The sequence below is a fragment of the Citrobacter sp. Cpa228 genome (genome assembly GCF_030333085.1).
In the GTDB taxonomy this organism is placed as follows: domain Bacteria; phylum Pseudomonadota; class Gammaproteobacteria; order Enterobacterales; family Enterobacteriaceae; genus Citrobacter; species Citrobacter pasteurii.
Window position 1 is genome coordinate 289,066 of record NZ_JAOWGQ010000042.1, and the last position, 14,420, is coordinate 303,485.

Consider the following 14,420-nt stretch of genomic DNA (forward strand, 5'->3'; position numbering starts at 1 on the left):
GGGGACGGCCAGAAAACAAAAAACCCCGCCGAAGCGAGGTTTTTTGCTACATCGAAACTAAAATTATTTGATTTTAGCTTCTTTGTACAGTACGTGCTGGCGTACAACTGGATCGAATTTTTTCAGTTCCAGTTTTTCCGGCTTAGTACGTTTGTTCTTCGTGGTGGTGTAGAAGTGACCTGTACCAGCAGAAGAAACCAGCTTGATTTTCTCGCGAATACCTTTAGCCATGATTTATTTCCTCTTTAAGTACTTAGTACTTTTCGCCACGGGCACGCAGTTCAGACAGAACTGTATCGATGCCTTTCTTATCGATTACACGCATACCTTTAGCAGATACGCGCAGGGTGACAAAACGCTTCTCGCTCTCAACCCAGAAACGGTGAGAGTGCAGGTTCGGCAGGAAACGGCGTTTAGTCGCGTTCAGTGCGTGGGAACGGTTGTTACCGGTCACCGGACGCTTGCCAGTAACTTGGCAGACTCGGGACATGTCTATTCTCCAAAAATCAAATTAGCTCGAGCTTCGTATGGGGTATCGGCGCCTCGTCAGGCTTTACAGCCCGGTCATCGCATAGTTCTAAGTGAACTCTCGATTGCCAGGCCCAAATGCCAAACCCGAGATTCTCAAAGGTGGCGTAGTATACGCTGACCCGGCGTTATGCTCAAGTCCCGAACAGACAAAGATCCCGATGGATCGCGTAAAGTGCGTTAAATCCAACCGCGTTCCGCAAAAGAAACGTACTCTCCGCGCCCAATGACCAGATGATCAAGCACCCGGATATCCATGAACTGACAGCATTTCACAACACGCTCGGTGATGAGTTTATCTGCTTTGCTCGGCTCTGCACAGCCTGAAGGGTGATTATGCGCAAGGATCACTGCGGAAGCATTCATTTTTATCGCTTCGCGGACAATTTCTCGCGGATGTACCTCGACGTGGCTAATCGTACCGGAAAAAAGTTTACTGTGTTTAATCACGCGATGTTGAGAATCCATAAAGATCACAAAAAAGATCTCGCGTTCCTCTTGCGAGAGCTGGCTTTGCAAAAATTCACGCGCCATTTCCGGGCTAAGTATCGCGCGCTCCTCAATCACCCGTACGTTGTAGTAACGCCTTGCCAGTTCCGCTATCCCCTTCAGCTGCGCATACTTCGCGATACCGATACCCGGAACATAGCTGAATTCCATGTAATCAGCAGACAACAGGCCATACAGCGAATCAAAATGCTGCAGCATCTCTTTCGCCAGCGTCAGCACATCTTTACCCAGCATCCCGGTGCGTAAAAAAAGAGCCAGTAGCTCAACGTCGGTCAGCGAGCTGGCTCCCTGCGCCAACAGCTTTTCCCGAGGCATTATACGTCCTGTATTTTCCATGCTTTTCCCCTCCTTTCGCGTCCGCATAGTGGCATAACGCCAACGGTGAATCGACGCTCTGTTATCAGTTCTTCGTAGCGCCTCGCAAACTGGATCGCGGGCAAAAGCACGACACATTGCGGATTGTGATAAAATATCCGCCTTCTGGTGAAACCCAACAGGAAAGATCATGATGAGCCTGGCCGGTAAAAAAATCGTACTTGGCGTCAGTGGCGGTATTGCTGCGTACAAAACCCCTGAGCTGGTGCGTCGTTTACGGGAACGCGGCGCTGATGTTCGCGTGGCAATGACTGAGGCGGCAAAAGCGTTTATTACTCCTCTGAGCTTACAGGCAGTTTCGGGTTACCCCGTTTCCGACAGCCTGCTTGACCCCGCTGCCGAAGCCGCGATGGGTCACATTGAGCTGGGGAAATGGGCCGATTTGGTTATCCTGGCCCCTGCGACGGCAGACCTGATTGCTCGCGTTGCCGCCGGGATGGCCAACGATCTGGTCTCTACGATTTGTCTGGCAACACCCGCGTCTGTTGCCGTGCTGCCGGCCATGAACCAGCAGATGTACCGCGCTGCCGCTACCCAGCACAATCTGGGCATTCTTGCCTCGCGCGGTTTGCTCATTTGGGGCCCTGACAGCGGTAGCCAGGCATGTGGCGATGTCGGTCCTGGCCGTATGCTGGATCCCTTAACAATTGTGGATATGGCGGCAGAACATTTTTCACCTGTCAAAGATCTGCAACATCTCAACATCATGATTACGGCGGGTCCGACGCGTGAACCACTTGATCCCGTGCGATATATTTCCAACCATAGCTCCGGGAAGATGGGATTTGCTATCGCGGCCGCTGCAGCAAAACGCGGGGCAAACGTCACGCTGGTATCAGGTCCGGTTTCGTTGCCCACGCCGCCATTTGTCCAGCGCGTTGATGTGATGACCGCGCTGGAAATGGAAGCCGCCGTGCAATCTGCGGTGCAACAACAGCATATTTTTATCGGCTGCGCCGCAGTCGCTGATTACCGCGCTGAAACTGTCGCCCATGAGAAAATCAAAAAGCAGGCGACGCAGGGCGATGAATTAACAGTAAAAATGGTCAAAAACCCGGATATTATTGCCGGCGTTGCCGCACTGGATGCTAACCGGCCTTTTGTCGTTGGGTTTGCCGCCGAAACAAATAATGTGGAAGAATATGCCCGACAAAAACGCCTCCGCAAAAACCTTGATGTGATTTGTGCGAACGACGTTTCGCTGTCTACTCAAGGATTTAACAGTGACAGCAACGCATTACACCTTTTTTGGCAGGATGGAGATAAAGTCTTACCGCTTGAGCGCAAAGAACTCCTGGGCCAATTATTACTCGACGAGATCGTGACCCGTTATGATGAAAAAAATCGACGTTAAGATTCTGGACCCGCGCGTAGGGCAACAATTTCCGCTCCCGACGTACGCCACCTCTGGTTCTGCCGGACTTGACCTGCGTGCTTGTCTTGAGGATGCCGTAGAACTGGCGCCAGGCGCAACAACGCTGGTGCCTACCGGGTTAGCCATCCATATCGCCGATCCTTCTCTGGCGGCGGTGATGCTCCCGCGCTCCGGGTTGGGCCATAAGCACGGTATCGTACTGGGCAATCTGGTCGGTTTGATTGATTCCGACTACCAGGGCCAACTGATGGTATCCATCTGGAACCGTGGTCAGGACAGCTTCACTATTGAGCCAGGCGAACGTATCGCGCAGATGGTATTTGTACCGGTCGTGCAGGCTGAATTTAATCTGGTGGAAGAGTTTGAAGCCACCGATCGTGGCGAAGGTGGCTTCGGCCATTCCGGGCGCAAGTAACCCGCAGAAAAGTATCCCACAGCGTAATAACGCAATAACATACCGCAAACAGTCGTTTGCGGTCGCTGTGTGGATGCCTGCCTGGCAAGAGCTTATTTTCAGGGGTATTTTGTAACATGGTAGAAAAGCAAACTGCGAAAAGGAATCGTCGCGAAGAAATACTTCAGTCTCTGGCGCTGATGCTGGAATCCAGTGATGGAAGCCAGCGTATCACGACAGCAAAACTGGCAGCCTCTGTGGGCGTATCCGAAGCGGCATTGTATCGCCATTTTCCCAGCAAGACTCGCATGTTCGATAGCCTGATTGAGTTTATCGAAGATAGTCTGATTACCCGTATCAATCTGATTTTGAAAGATGAAAAGGACACTAACGCGCGCTTGCGTCTAATCGTTCTGTTGATTTTAGGGTTCGGTGAACGTAATCCCGGCCTGACGCGAATTCTGACCGGACACGCGTTGATGTTCGAGCAAGACCGTCTGCAAGGCCGCATTAACCAACTTTTTGAGCGCATTGAAGCGCAGTTGCGCCAGGTTCTACGAGAAAAAAGAATGCGTGAAGGTGAAGGCTACACCGTGGATGAAACGCTGCTGGCCAGCCAGTTACTGGCTTTCTGCGAAGGTATGCTATCCCGGTTTGTACGTAGCGAATTTAAATACCGCCCAACGGATGATTTTGACACCCGCTGGCCGTTAGTTGCCGCTCAATTGCAGTAACACAGCCGTCCACCTTATCAGGCCTGCGCAACCCGTAGGCCCGGTAAGCTTAGCGCCACCGGGCAATTCAAAAGCGATTAAACCCCAAACTCTTCGCGATACGCCCGTACTGCGGCCAGGTGTTCTGCCATTTCAGGTTTTTCTTCCAGATAGGCAATCAGATCTTTCAGGGTAATGATAGAAATCACCTTGCAACCATAATCGCGTTCCACTTCCTGAATCGCTGAAATCTCGCCGCGACCGCGTTCCTGACGATCGAGAGAAATGAGTACCCCTGCCAACGTCGCGCCATTTGCCTGGATTATCTCCATGGATTCACGAATCGCAGTACCGGCAGTGATCACGTCATCCACCAGCATGACACGCCCCTCAAGTGCGCTACCGACCAGATTGCCACCTTCACCGTGGGTCTTCGCCTCTTTACGGTTAAAGCAGTACGGCAAATCTTTATCGTGGTGTTCAGCCAGCGCAACGGCCGTTGTAGTCGCAATCGGAATACCTTTGTACGCTGGGCCAAACAGCAAATCGAACTCAATACCGGAATCCACCAGCGCTTCGGCGTAAAAACGGCCTAACAGAGCCAGGTCGCGCCCGGTATTAAACAGTCCGGCGTTGAAGAAATAGGGGCTTTTACGCCCGGATTTCAGCGTAAACTGGCCAAACTTTAGTACCTGCTTGCTAAGCGCAAACTCAATAAACTGGCGCTGATACGGTTTCATGGATTCGCTCCTCATCTCACTTTATTACAGACAAAAAAAAGGCGACTCATCAGTCGCCTTTAAAATCAATTTTCTAACGCCGCCTTCTGCGTCGCTACAATGGATTCGATTCCCCCTCGGGCCAATGCCAGTAGGGTGAGTAGCTCTTCGTGGCTGAACGGCTCACCTTCTGCCGTACCTTGCACTTCAATAATGCGACCGTCTTCGGTCATCACCACGTTCATGTCGGTCTCTGCGGCAGAATCTTCAACGTATTCGAGGTCGCAAAGTGCTTCGCCATTCACAATACCTACGGAGACCGCCGCGACCATCCCTTTCATCGGGTTAGTTTTCAGTTTACCGCTCGCGACCAGCTTGTTCAGCGCATCAGCTAACGCAACACATGCACCGGTAATTGATGCGGTGCGCGTACCACCGTCTGCCTGGATAACATCGCAGTCCAGCGTAATGGTGAACTCGCCTAGCGTCTTCAGATCAACAGCGGCGCGCAACGCGCGAGCGATCAGACGCTGGATTTCCATAGTACGACCGCCCTGCTTACCTTTTGCCGCTTCACGCGCGTTACGGGTGTGTGTGGCGCGTGGCAGCATGCCATATTCTGCGGTGATCCAACCCTGGCCCTGACCTTTCAGGAAACGCGGAACACCTTCATCAATAGACGCGGTGCACAACACTTTGGTATCACCAAATTCGACCAGCACGGAGCCTTCAGCGTGTTTTGTATAATTACGGGTCAGGGTGACGGGACGCACCTGATTGGCACTACGACCTGCTGGACGCATGATAAAATCTCCGGCTTGAAACGAATGTGGCTGCGCATTATACGGACTTCCGACTGTTATTCCTATCCTGACAAGACGTGGATGGCTATAATCCTCCCATCTCATCTTTAAAAACAGGAACGTCTATGATCCGCAGCATGACCGCTTACGCCCGGCGTGAAATCAAGGGTGAATGGGGTAGCGCTACCTGGGAAATGCGCTCGGTAAACCAGCGTTATCTGGAAACTTATTTTCGCCTGCCGGAGCAGTTCCGTAGTCTCGAACCCGTGGTTCGCGAGCGTATTCGCACGCGTCTGACGCGCGGTAAAGTCGAATGTACGCTGCGTTTTGAGCCTGATGCCAGTGCACAAGGCGAGCTGATTCTGAATGAAAAACTCGCTAAACAGCTCGTTAGCGCTGCTAACTGGGTCAAAATGCAGAGTGATGAAGGTGAAATTAACCCGGTTGATATCCTGCGTTGGCCTGGCGTAATGGCAGCCCAGGAGCAAGATCTGGACTCCATTGCCGCCGAAATCCTCGCCGCGCTTGACGGTACGCTGGATGACTTCGTCGTCGCGCGTGAAACCGAAGGTCAGGCGCTAAAAGCGCTGATCGAGCAGCGTCTGGAAGGCGTCAGCGCTGAAGTCACCAAAGTGCGCGCACATATGCCGGAAATCCTGCAATGGCAGCGCGAGCGTCTGGTCGCCAAACTGGAAGATGCTCAGGTGCAGCTGGAAAATAACCGCCTTGAGCAAGAGCTGGTGCTGATGGCACAGCGTATCGACGTGGCTGAAGAACTGGATCGCCTGGAAGCTCACGTCAAAGAAACCTACAACATTCTGAAGAAAAAAGAGGCGGTTGGCCGTCGTCTGGACTTCATGATGCAGGAATTCAACCGTGAGTCGAATACTCTGGCATCGAAGTCTATCAATGCCGAGGTGACTAATTCCGCGATTGAACTGAAGGTATTGATCGAGCAAATGCGCGAGCAAATTCAGAATATCGAGTAATTTTGAATATCATCCCTATGCTATCGTAACGTACTAGATAGCCTGCTCAATGCAGGCTATCCGTACCGCCAGTAAGTGCTGACTTATATAAAATTGAATACTTATTTATCTGGCATATATTTGTCGTTATAAATACTCTTCAGAATATCAATCCGAACAGCATTACTGCTGTTCATATTCACGACTGTCAGTACTTCATCGGAGCCCCTGAGACGCCAGCATTCCGCCTCAACATCGCATTTTACCTGTTTTTCATAGCCCGCCATTGAGAGATATTTACTAATCCTCCCCGTATTACTGGTATCATGGAACGTCACACTCCATACATCAGCCTTAGGACCAGAAATGTTCGTATAATTAAAGTCATACACTTGGGATATTCTCGGCATTTTTTTTAAAACTTGAGGAGTATAATAATCATATTTGTCTTTATCAAACTCTGTATATTGTGCGTTACCAGCAAGTCTCATTTTAATATTAGGACAGAAATAAGAACTGCATATAGCTATTATCATCAGCACTATTATGACTGCCTGTTTCATATGTTTCCCTTTTTTACCAGTTAACGACCGTTCCATCTCTGGAAACTATTTTAACGTTACCAGAACTAAAGTCGCTGTAAGGTATCACTGTTCTCATGAATGAGGGTAAAACACCTTTTACAGGAAGAGCTAAAGCTGATTTCATCGGATCGGGAAATAAAATCGGTTGGAATGAGGTGTTTTTAAAAGAACCGATTGGACCATAATAATCCCAACGTCTGAGGGCTTCCTCTTTGCTGACGGGCTGCAATAGCGGGAATGGGTTACTATATGAGACTACGCGGTAGAACCCCAGCAAATCGGATACTAAATCCTCACCACTGAAACCGCTGTCGGTGTAAAGATAAAAGGGGAAATTTGACTGTAAACCTTCAAAACGATGAGCAAGCGCCATCATCATGGAAAGCGCTATACTATATCGTTCAAATAAACTTCGCCCTTTTCTAATTCTCCATCTGATGAACTTCCCAATTGTGAGCCCTCCTCTTCCCATACTTTGAGTGTATTTTACATCGTAATAATCCTTTCCTGAATGCTCGCCTTGGTGCATATCCGAGAGTAACTTTCTGACATCATCTCCTCGAGCATGTCCCATATCTATCCACCCCAAAACTTCGGTGTAGGTTATCCCACTTCTTAAATTTCCAGCCTCTCTGCCATCCTGAATTTCCTCTCTTACGCTCATGTCTATCACTCCGACTGACTAAATGCTGAAGATTTTGCTGTAAATGTGTCTACACGCATAGAAGCGATAGCTGAGGGGGGCATTTTTCAGAATAGAGGCCGCTGAATATCAGAGTTTACTTAGGATGACTTCTCTAATGGCTTCTGGAGTGTCAACTTGTCCAATGGTCGGGGGGATAGTTTTGTTGAAATATCATACGCGGCTCGCCAGTAAACGGCGGCGCTACGTGCTTTTCCGATGGGCATGTTTATAACCTCTCACTACGCATTATATTTTCTCATCACTTATCACCATCACTAATATCGTTATGCGCACAACATATGGCATTTTCTTCAAACAAGCATTAGCTGTAGTTATTAGAATCACTTCACCTTAGAAAATCTCAATCGTGACAGTGCGCACAAATCGTTAACCTTAGCCCCCAGCAAATCAGGGGGAATACATGCTGTTACACGTTTTATACTTAATTGGTATTACTGCCGAAGCCATGACGGGTGCACTTGCGGCAGGTCGTCGTCGTATGGATACATTTGGCGTCATTATTATTGCTACCGCGACGGCCATTGGCGGTGGTTCGGTACGCGATATTCTTCTCGGGCATTATCCGCTCGGCTGGGTAAAGCACCCTGAATACGTCATTATCGTGGCGACTGCTGCGGTACTGACCACCATTATTGCCCCCGTCATGCCCTATCTGCGTAAAATATTCCTCGTACTGGATGCGCTGGGCCTGGTGGTCTTTTCTATTATTGGCGCTCAGGTGGCGCTGGATATGGGACACGGGCCAATTATTGCCGTGGTCGCTGCGGTTACCACTGGTGTCTTTGGCGGTGTATTACGCGATATGTTCTGCAAACGCATCCCGCTGGTGTTCCAGAAAGAATTGTATGCCGGCGTATCATTTGCCGCTGCCGTGCTGTACATCGTGCTACAGCATTATGTCTCCAGCCACGATGTCGTAGTTATCTCCACCCTGCTTTTCGGCTTTACAGCACGTTTACTGGCACTGCGCCTGAAGTTAGGACTGCCGGTATTTTACTATCGCCATGAAGGGCATTAAGGCATAAAGCCCGTGATCCTCTGAGCAGCTAACCAGTTGCTCAGCACTGTGACCTCTCGCTCCTCCAGCCACTGCATCACCTGCCGAGCCCGCCGCTCCCCCATAAAAGGAAGCTGCCGCCAGCTTTGTTCACTACGCTCGTGTAACTGCAGCCATGAACCATCCCGACTGGCATTCAACGTAGCCTGTGTTATCGGTATTCCCATAGCAATCAGCCAGCGCGTGAACGGAAGATCGCGTGACAGGTTGAACTGATGCCATAACTTCTCCCCTTTGCTTACACCAAATGTGGACTGTAGTTGTTCCTGAGTTAGCCCAAGCCAGGAAAAGATATGCTCAAAGCGATACGCCTGATGGAGCTCCCGCCATCCCGCCTCGCCGATGCCCTCCAGCCCCAATACCTCTTTGGCGCCCAGCCAGACCAGCCTTGCGACAAACTGCTCATAACACTCCGGGGTAGCATAAAAACAGGTTAATGAATTGAAGCGCCCCTCAGGTGGCGTTGGCTTAATACGCTGGGTACTGCGCCACACCACCTCATCTATACGGGGGATCCCTTGTCCGGCGAGGCTTATCAGAATCTGATCGCCAGGCGCGATATCCCATTCATTCCAGCGTCGGACAGAGCCAATATTGACGCGCTGCACCCGCTTATCATCCAGCATGACGGGCTTCAACATAGCAACAACGGCAATTTTCCCACTTTTACCAACTGAAAACTGAATATCTGTAACCTCTGATACCTGAGCCACCGGAGGATATTTCCACGCTGCCAGCCAGTCTCCCTGTCCAGGGAGCCAGTATCGCGCCTGCGGTTCTTTCCCCGATCGCACCACGACACCATCCGTCACAAAAGGGAGCGCCGAAGTCCACCACCTGGCACGGGCCTGCTCTACGTCGTCCGCATTCTTCACGGCCTGAGTATAGCGCTGCGCAAAACTGAACCCGGCAGCAGTGAGTTGCTCCAACCTTTCCGACATGACCGCCGGACCATCAGGCCAGGCCCAGATAAATATGTTCAGAGAGCGTAATAACTCCGGCGTGTTCTGCCGCATCATCATTCCAGCAACCTTTGAACGGGCGTTCATTCCCCCTCTCTGCTGTTGGATATGCCCTTCCTGCTGCAAAAATATCTCACCCTGCAGAGTACTGTTAGCGAGCTGTCCCTCGGTAATATGGGGTACGGAAGGGATCTGAAGAACCTTTTGCGTCCAGTCTTCACCTTTCAGGCCGTTACCACGGCTAATCGCCTGTATCAGATTGCCGTTGCGATAAACCAGCGTGACCGCCACGCCGTCCACCTTCGGCTGCACCCAGAGATCGCTACGGGCCTGCATCCATTGCTGGAGCGCTTGCTTATCGGCAAGTTTTCGAACTCCCGTGTGGGGAACAGGGTGCGAAACTGTGCCACTTATTGGGGGCGCAGACAGATCGGGTGGGGCTTCATCGACAAAACAACGTTGCCATTGGATGAGTTGCGCATTGAGTTGGTCATAAACGCCGTCGTCTACGGCACTTTCACCCTGTTTCCAGTAACTGTCATTCCACTGTGTTATCTGCTGCTGTAGTCGCGAAATTTCCTCATTTGCCCGGGCAGGCGACCAGACGGGGCAAACCGCCCAGGCGGGTAGATATCCCATTAGCAAAATCACCCCTATGCCTTTCCATAACCTCATGCTACCTCCGCTGAACACTGTGTTTCCCGGCAGATATAGCGCGAAGTGAAAAGGAAACAGAGCGGTAAAAACTCATCCTGCGAGCACCATTCCTGACATTTGCACAAATTGCTGCAAATCGTGGATAAAACAGGAAACTGGTACGCAAAACGCAATAAACATGCGCAAAAAGTGTGACAAAGGCTACGTAGCAAAGCGGCTACGTGTATAATAAGCCCGTATGTAGGCTCTCTTTCGACAATCACATACATTAAGATACTCATGGCTCAAGGCACGCTTTATATTGTTTCTGCCCCCAGTGGCGCGGGTAAATCCAGCCTGATTCAGGCTTTATTAAAGACCCAACCGTTGTATGACACCCAGGTTTCTGTTTCGCACACCACGCGCGCGCCGCGCCCGGGGGAAGTGCACGGTGAACACTATTTCTTTGTGAACCATGATGAATTCAGAACCATGATTGGCAGAGATGCGTTCCTGGAACACGCTGAGGTATTTGGCAATTACTACGGCACCTCGCGTGAGGCAATTGAGCAAGTACTGGCATCGGGCGTCGATGTCTTTTTAGATATCGACTGGCAAGGTGCGCAGCAAATTCGTGAAAAAATGCCGCATGCACGCAGTATTTTTATTTTGCCACCTTCTAAGATTGAGCTGGACCGCCGCCTGCGTGGCCGTGGTCAGGATAGCGAAGAAGTTATCGCAAAACGTATGGCGCAAGCTGTTGCAGAAATGAGCCATTACGCCGAATATGATTATCTGATTGTGAATGATGACTTCGATACTGCCCTGGGCGATTTGAAAACGATCATTCGCGCCGAACGTCTGCGCATGAGCCGCCAAAAGCAGCGTCATGACGCTTTAATCAGCAAACTGTTGGCAGACTGAACCCACATTCAGTATCATGCCCAGTCATTTCTTCACCTGTGGAGCATTTTAAGTATGGCACGCGTAACTGTTCAGGACGCTGTAGAGAAAATTGGTAACCGTTTTGACCTGGTACTGGTCGCCGCGCGTCGCGCTCGTCAGATGCAGGTAGGCGGAAAGGATCCGCTCGTACCGGAAGAAAACGATAAAACTACCGTTATCGCGCTGCGCGAAATCGAAGAAGGTCTGATCAACAACCAGATCCTCGACGTGCGTGAGCGCCAGGAACAGCAAGAGCAGGAAGCCGCTGAATTACAAGCTGTTACCGCTATTGCTGAAGGTCGTCGTTAATCACAAAGCGGGTCGCCCTTGTATCTGTTTGAAAGCCTGAATCAACTGATTCAACACTACCTGCCGGAAGACCAGATTAAGCGTCTTCGGCAGGCGTATCTCGTTGCACGTGACGCTCACGAGGGCCAGACACGTTCAAGCGGTGAACCCTATATCACGCACCCGGTAGCGGTAGCCTGCATTCTGGCCGAGATGAAACTCGACTATGAAACGCTGATGGCTGCGCTGCTGCATGACGTGATTGAAGATACCCCAGCCACCTATCAGGACATGGAACAGCTTTTTGGTAAAAGCGTTGCAGAGCTGGTAGAAGGGGTATCGAAGCTTGATAAGCTTAAGTTTCGCGATAAGAAAGAGGCGCAAGCCGAAAACTTTCGCAAGATGATTATGGCGATGGTGCAGGATATCCGCGTCATTCTCATCAAACTAGCTGACCGTACCCATAATATGCGCACGCTGGGCTCATTACGCCCGGACAAGCGTCGCCGCATCGCCCGTGAAACCCTCGAAATCTATAGTCCGCTGGCACACCGTTTAGGTATTCATCACATTAAAACCGAGCTGGAAGAGCTGGGCTTTGAAGCGCTGTACCCGAACCGCTATCGCGTGATTAAAGAAGTGGTTAAAGCCGCTCGCGGCAACCGCAAAGAGATGATCCAAAAAATCCTCTCGGAAATCGAAGGGCGTTTGCAGGAGGCAGGCATTCCGTGTCGCGTGAGCGGGCGCGAGAAGCACCTGTACTCTATCTACTGCAAAATGGTGCTCAAAGAGCAGCGTTTTCACTCCATCATGGATATCTACGCTTTTCGCGTCATTGTTCATGATTCCGATACCTGCTATCGCGTACTCGGCCAGATGCATAGCCTGTACAAACCGCGTCCTGGTCGCGTGAAAGACTATATCGCCATTCCAAAAGCGAACGGATATCAGTCTTTGCACACCTCAATGATCGGCCCTCATGGCGTTCCGGTTGAAGTACAAATTCGTACTGAAGACATGGATCAGATGGCAGAAATGGGTGTGGCGGCGCACTGGGCTTACAAAGAGCACGGCGGCGAAAGCAGCACCACCGCACAAATCCGCGCTCAGCGCTGGATGCAAAGCCTGCTGGAACTGCAGCAGAGCGCCGGTAGCTCGTTTGAATTTATTGAAAGCGTCAAATCTGATCTCTTCCCGGATGAGATTTATGTTTTCACACCGGAAGGGCGCATTGTCGAACTGCCCGCCGGTGCAACGCCTGTCGACTTCGCCTACGCCGTGCATACCGATATCGGTCACGCCTGCGTCGGCGCACGTGTCGACAGACAGCCTTACCCGCTTTCACAACCGCTGTTTAGCGGTCAGACCGTTGAAATCATTACCGCGCCGGGCGCACGTCCGAATGCGGCATGGCTTAACTTCGTCGTCAGTTCGAAAGCGCGCGCCAAGATTCGCCAACTGCTGAAAAACCTCAAGCGCGATGATTCCGTCAGTCTGGGTCGTCGACTGCTCAACCATGCCCTGGGCGGTAGCCGTAAACTGGCTGAGATCCCGCCAGAGAGCATCCAGCGTGAGCTTGAGCGCATGAAGCTCGCCACGCTTGACGATCTGCTCGCAGAAATCGGTCTGGGTAACGCCATGAGCGTGGTGGTAGCGAAAAACCTCCAGCAGGGCGAAGCAACAGCGAACGTACCGGCACAATCTGGCCATGGTCATCTGCCGATCAAAGGCGCAGACGGTGTGCTGATCACCTTCGCGAAATGCTGTCGTCCGATTCCAGGCGATCCCATCATTGCCCACGTCAGCCCGGGTAAAGGTCTGGTGATTCACCATGAATCCTGCCGTAACATTCGTGGCTACCAGAAAGAGCCTGAGAAGTTTATGGCGGTGGAATGGGATAAAGAGACGGAGCAGGAGTTCATCACCGAGATTAAGGTGGATATGTTTAACCACCAGGGTGCTCTGGCGAACCTGACGGCGGCAATTAACACGACTACCTCCAATATTCAAAGTCTGAATACGGAAGAGAAAGATGGCCGCGTCTATAGCGCCTTTATTCGCCTGACCGCCCGCGACCGTGTGCACCTGGCGAATATCATGCGCAAAATCCGCGTCATGCCGGACGTGATCAAAGTCACCCGTAACCGTAACTAGAACAAGTTTTATGAATGAACAGCGCTATGCACGTATCCGCGAAATGCTCGCACGTCGTCAGCCCGATCTGACCGTCTGCATGGAAGAGGTCCACAAGCCTCATAACGTTTCCGCTATCATTCGTACTGCAGATGCGGTCGGCGTGCATGAAGTCCACGCCGTCTGGCCGGGTAGCCGTATGCGCACCATGGCCTCTTCTGCCGCAGGCAGTAACAGTTGGGTACAGGTTAAAACTCACCGCACCATTAGCGATGCGGTCACACATTTAAAAAACCGGGGCATGCAGGTGCTGGCAACCCATCTGTCAGATAAAGCCGTGGATTTTCGCGAGATTGATTACACTCGCCCCACCTGCATCCTGATGGGTCAGGAAAAAACCGGCATTACTCAGGAAGCGTTGGCTCTGGCGGATCAGGACATCATCATTCCCATGACTGGCATGGTGCAATCGCTGAACGTTTCGGTCGCCTCGGCGCTGATTCTGTACGAGGCACAGCGCCAGCGGCAAAACGCCGGCATGTACCGCCGAGAAAACAGTATGCTGCCGCAAGATGAGCAGCAGCGTTTGCTGTTTGAAGGCGGTTATCCGGTGCTGGCGAATGTCGCTAAGCGCAAAGGCCTTTCCTACCCTCACGTAAACACGCAGGGCGAAATCGAAGCCGATGCAACGTGGTGGGCCACTATGCAATCTGCGAGATAAACG

General features: G+C 51.3%; 17 protein-coding genes. 9 read left to right on the forward strand and 8 right to left on the reverse strand.

Annotation, left to right across the window (positions count from 1 at the left end; all coding sequences use genetic code 11):
• Positions 1-63 precede the first annotated feature (63 nt).
• The 3 genes from rpmG to radC form a co-directional block, all read right to left on the reverse strand.
• A complete protein-coding gene (rpmG, locus tag OGX91_RS08980; RefSeq protein WP_003024094.1) occupies positions 64-231 on the reverse strand; it encodes a 50S ribosomal protein L33 in 168 nt (55 codons plus the stop codon).
• 22 nt (positions 232-253) lie between these two features.
• Entirely contained in the window at positions 254-490 is a 237-nt protein-coding gene (gene rpmB, locus OGX91_RS08985) for a 50S ribosomal protein L28 (RefSeq protein ID WP_002436699.1), read from the reverse strand.
• Between the two features lie 218 nt (positions 491-708).
• Complete coding sequence (gene radC / locus OGX91_RS08990; protein WP_005122612.1) at positions 709-1,374, reverse strand: RadC family protein; 666 nt, start codon at positions 1,372-1,374, stop codon at positions 709-711.
• A gap of 172 nt (positions 1,375-1,546) precedes the next feature.
• Between radC and coaBC the strand changes: the two genes are divergently transcribed.
• The 3 genes from coaBC (at position 1,547) to slmA (ending at position 3,916) form a co-directional block, all read left to right on the forward strand.
• Positions 1,547-2,767, forward strand: coding sequence for a bifunctional phosphopantothenoylcysteine decarboxylase/phosphopantothenate--cysteine ligase CoaBC (coaBC, locus tag OGX91_RS08995; protein WP_286626044.1), 1,221 nt, complete (start codon positions 1,547-1,549; stop codon positions 2,765-2,767).
• Positions 2,745-3,203 carry a dUTP diphosphatase gene (gene dut, locus OGX91_RS09000; protein ID WP_040231570.1) on the forward strand — a complete coding sequence of 153 codons (459 nt, stop codon included), beginning with the start codon at positions 2,745-2,747 and terminating at the stop codon, positions 3,201-3,203. The genes coaBC and dut overlap by 23 nt, the downstream gene beginning before the upstream one ends.
• Before the next feature lie 116 nt (positions 3,204-3,319).
• A complete protein-coding gene (gene slmA / locus OGX91_RS09005; RefSeq protein ID WP_003827257.1) occupies positions 3,320-3,916 on the forward strand; it encodes a nucleoid occlusion factor SlmA in 597 nt (198 codons plus the stop codon).
• A gap of 77 nt (positions 3,917-3,993) precedes the next feature.
• On the opposite strand, the gene pyrE is transcribed toward slmA, so the two are convergent.
• The gene (gene pyrE / locus OGX91_RS09010; protein ID WP_149691877.1) at positions 3,994-4,635 is read right to left on the reverse strand and encodes an orotate phosphoribosyltransferase; all 642 of its coding nucleotides are present in this window, start codon (positions 4,633-4,635) and stop codon (positions 3,994-3,996) included.
• 65 nt (positions 4,636-4,700) lie between these two features.
• Positions 4,701-5,417 carry a ribonuclease PH gene (gene rph, locus OGX91_RS09015; protein ID WP_003024054.1) on the reverse strand — a complete coding sequence of 239 codons (717 nt, stop codon included), beginning with the start codon at positions 5,415-5,417 and terminating at the stop codon, positions 4,701-4,703.
• A 125-nt stretch (positions 5,418-5,542) separates the two neighbouring features.
• Here rph and OGX91_RS09020 point away from each other — a divergent pair, with 125 nt between their 5' ends.
• The gene (locus OGX91_RS09020; RefSeq protein ID WP_286626006.1) at positions 5,543-6,406 is read left to right on the forward strand and encodes a YicC/YloC family endoribonuclease; all 864 of its coding nucleotides are present in this window, start codon (positions 5,543-5,545) and stop codon (positions 6,404-6,406) included.
• Between the two features lie 101 nt (positions 6,407-6,507).
• Here the strand turns inward: OGX91_RS09020 and OGX91_RS09025 are convergent, their stop codons facing one another.
• Together OGX91_RS09025 and OGX91_RS09030 are read right to left on the reverse strand one after the other, a co-directional pair.
• Complete coding sequence (locus OGX91_RS09025) at positions 6,508-6,948, reverse strand: hypothetical protein (protein ID WP_040231568.1); 441 nt, start codon at positions 6,946-6,948, stop codon at positions 6,508-6,510.
• Positions 6,949-6,961: 13 nt separating this feature from the next.
• Positions 6,962-7,633: a hypothetical protein gene (locus OGX91_RS09030; RefSeq protein ID WP_286626008.1), complete on the reverse strand. Its 672-nt coding sequence runs from the start codon at positions 7,631-7,633 to the stop codon at positions 6,962-6,964.
• Between the two features lie 442 nt (positions 7,634-8,075).
• Here OGX91_RS09030 and OGX91_RS09035 point away from each other — a divergent pair, with 442 nt between their 5' ends.
• Positions 8,076-8,693, forward strand: coding sequence for a trimeric intracellular cation channel family protein (locus OGX91_RS09035; protein WP_003024049.1), 618 nt, complete (start codon positions 8,076-8,078; stop codon positions 8,691-8,693).
• On the opposite strand, the gene ligB is transcribed toward OGX91_RS09035, so the two are convergent.
• Positions 8,690-10,369, reverse strand: a complete 1,680-nt coding sequence (ligB, locus tag OGX91_RS09040; protein WP_149691880.1) for an NAD-dependent DNA ligase LigB — start codon at positions 10,367-10,369, stop codon at positions 8,690-8,692. The two genes, OGX91_RS09035 and ligB, sit on opposite strands and share 4 nt — an antisense overlap.
• Positions 10,370-10,630: 261 nt before the next feature.
• Between ligB and gmk the strand changes: the two genes are divergently transcribed.
• The 4 genes from gmk to trmH are packed head-to-tail and all read left to right on the forward strand — an operon-like array spanning position 10,631 to position 14,417.
• Positions 10,631-11,254 (forward strand): guanylate kinase, encoded by a 624-nt coding sequence (gmk, locus tag OGX91_RS09045; RefSeq protein ID WP_005122601.1) that lies wholly within the window; start codon positions 10,631-10,633, stop codon positions 11,252-11,254.
• A gap of 54 nt (positions 11,255-11,308) precedes the next feature.
• Complete coding sequence (gene rpoZ, locus OGX91_RS09050) at positions 11,309-11,584, forward strand: DNA-directed RNA polymerase subunit omega (protein ID WP_000135058.1); 276 nt, start codon at positions 11,309-11,311, stop codon at positions 11,582-11,584.
• Between the two features lie 18 nt (positions 11,585-11,602).
• Complete coding sequence (spoT, locus tag OGX91_RS09055) at positions 11,603-13,717, forward strand: bifunctional GTP diphosphokinase/guanosine-3',5'-bis pyrophosphate 3'-pyrophosphohydrolase (protein ID WP_005122599.1); 2,115 nt, start codon at positions 11,603-11,605, stop codon at positions 13,715-13,717.
• 10 nt (positions 13,718-13,727) lie between these two features.
• A complete protein-coding gene (gene trmH, locus OGX91_RS09060; protein ID WP_005122597.1) occupies positions 13,728-14,417 on the forward strand; it encodes a tRNA (guanosine(18)-2'-O)-methyltransferase TrmH in 690 nt (229 codons plus the stop codon).
• The last annotated feature ends 3 nt before the right edge of the window (positions 14,418-14,420 follow it).

Coding starts and splice junctions, on each gene's coding strand:
- radC (WP_005122612.1), bottom strand. CDS start 1,374: ATGGAAAATACAGGACGTATAATGCCTCGGGAAAAGCTGTTGGCGCAG.
- rpoZ (WP_000135058.1), top strand. CDS start 11,309: ATGGCACGCGTAACTGTTCAGGACGCTGTAGAGAAAATTGGTAACCGT.
- slmA (WP_003827257.1), top strand. CDS start 3,320: ATGGTAGAAAAGCAAACTGCGAAAAGGAATCGTCGCGAAGAAATACTT.
- pyrE (WP_149691877.1), bottom strand. CDS start 4,635: ATGAAACCGTATCAGCGCCAGTTTATTGAGTTTGCGCTTAGCAAGCAG.
- gmk (WP_005122601.1), top strand. CDS start 10,631: ATGGCTCAAGGCACGCTTTATATTGTTTCTGCCCCCAGTGGCGCGGGT.
- coaBC (WP_286626044.1), top strand. CDS start 1,547: ATGAGCCTGGCCGGTAAAAAAATCGTACTTGGCGTCAGTGGCGGTATT.
- dut (WP_040231570.1), top strand. CDS start 2,745: ATGATGAAAAAAATCGACGTTAAGATTCTGGACCCGCGCGTAGGGCAA.
- OGX91_RS09025 (WP_040231568.1), bottom strand. CDS start 6,948: ATGAAACAGGCAGTCATAATAGTGCTGATGATAATAGCTATATGCAGT.
- rpmB (WP_002436699.1), bottom strand. CDS start 490: ATGTCCCGAGTCTGCCAAGTTACTGGCAAGCGTCCGGTGACCGGTAAC.
- rpmG (WP_003024094.1), bottom strand. CDS start 231: ATGGCTAAAGGTATTCGCGAGAAAATCAAGCTGGTTTCTTCTGCTGGT.
- trmH (WP_005122597.1), top strand. CDS start 13,728: ATGAATGAACAGCGCTATGCACGTATCCGCGAAATGCTCGCACGTCGT.
- OGX91_RS09020 (WP_286626006.1), top strand. CDS start 5,543: ATGATCCGCAGCATGACCGCTTACGCCCGGCGTGAAATCAAGGGTGAA.
- OGX91_RS09035 (WP_003024049.1), top strand. CDS start 8,076: ATGCTGTTACACGTTTTATACTTAATTGGTATTACTGCCGAAGCCATG.
- OGX91_RS09030 (WP_286626008.1), bottom strand. CDS start 7,633: ATGAGCGTAAGAGAGGAAATTCAGGATGGCAGAGAGGCTGGAAATTTA.
- rph (WP_003024054.1), bottom strand. CDS start 5,417: ATGCGTCCAGCAGGTCGTAGTGCCAATCAGGTGCGTCCCGTCACCCTG.
- ligB (WP_149691880.1), bottom strand. CDS start 10,369: ATGAGGTTATGGAAAGGCATAGGGGTGATTTTGCTAATGGGATATCTA.